Raw genomic sequence first — 967 nt, forward strand, 5'->3', positions numbered from 1 at the left:
ATTTTGATTTACTTTAAGGAACTGTTCATCCTTACACATAAGATTATACGGTCTCCAAAAATCAACTGGCCGTAAATTGAAAAGTTGTTAGAACTAATCTGTAGTTCTAACAACTTTTTGCTTTGACTTGGAATTAAGTTCTCTGTAAGTCAAAATTATTGTGAATACCGTGTATACTGAACGTAGAGGTGATAACAATGGTTGTCAAAGCGAGACATCAAGGTAATTCGTTGGTTTTAACAATCCCTAAGAGTATTAATGCCCAGGCTGATACGGAATACGAAGTTTTCCAAGATGCTAATGGCAATATTGTATATAAGCCAATCAAGAAAGAGATCAAGTACGATATTTGGTCAGATTCTAGCTATGATAATCTGGACTATGATCAGTTGATCGCGGAAGAATATCACGATTTAGGCTATAACCCTCGTGAATTAAAGCCGGTTGGAAGGGAATTACCTAAAGATGATTGACGTTCATCAAGGCGATATCATCATCATCGATGCTGAACCACATGCAGGGCATGATCCACAAAAAGGTAACATTAGGCGGCGTTTTTTGATAGTCAGTCGCGATGTCTATAATGCAAGATCGGGTCTAGTAATTGGCTTGGCACTCACCCATGTACATCGAGAGGATCCCTTTAGGTTTCCAGTAGTTGACTTTGCAAGTAGAACCAATGGTGATGCTTTATTGTTGCAACTATTATCATATGACTTCTTAGCTAGAAAAGGCAAAGTTATAGGTCATATCCATGATGTGGCTCAATTTGAAAATATTCTTACGCAAGTTCAAAATATATTTAAGAAAGAATAAGTCAAATTGACCAATAAAAAAGTTGTTAGAACTAATCTGTAGTGATGTGACCCCCAAAATTGGGACAAATTAGTATTATGCCGTTAAGGTTGTCAAAACATGATTCCGATATTCAATCGGGGTCATGTTTTTTCGTCCTGTTTTGATTCTT

2 protein-coding genes are annotated in these 967 nt (G+C 36.6%); both read left to right on the plus strand.

The window, feature by feature from the left end:
* Window positions 1-197 precede the first annotated feature (197 nt).
* Complete coding sequence (gene mazE / locus OCH80_RS10130; RefSeq protein WP_279199392.1) at window positions 198-473, plus strand: type II toxin-antitoxin system PemI/MazE family antitoxin; 276 nt, start codon at window positions 198-200, stop codon at window positions 471-473.
* On the plus strand, window positions 466-816 hold the full coding sequence (locus OCH80_RS10135) for a type II toxin-antitoxin system PemK/MazF family toxin (RefSeq protein ID WP_404540638.1): 351 nt from the start codon (window positions 466-468) through the stop codon (window positions 814-816). The genes mazE and OCH80_RS10135 overlap by 8 nt, the downstream gene beginning before the upstream one ends.
* The last annotated feature ends 151 nt before the right edge of the window (window positions 817-967 follow it).

Source organism: Lactobacillus sp. 23-2 (genome assembly GCF_044902225.1).
Classification (GTDB): Bacteria; Bacillota; Bacilli; order Lactobacillales; family Lactobacillaceae; genus Lactobacillus; species Lactobacillus absianus.

What these genes read in the sequence shown, in the direction of transcription:
- mazE (WP_279199392.1), top strand. Translation starts at nt 198, where the DNA reads ATGGTTGTCAAAGCGAGACATCAAGGTAATTCGTTGGTTTTAACAATC.
- OCH80_RS10135 (WP_404540638.1), top strand. Translation starts at nt 466, where the DNA reads ATGATTGACGTTCATCAAGGCGATATCATCATCATCGATGCTGAACCA.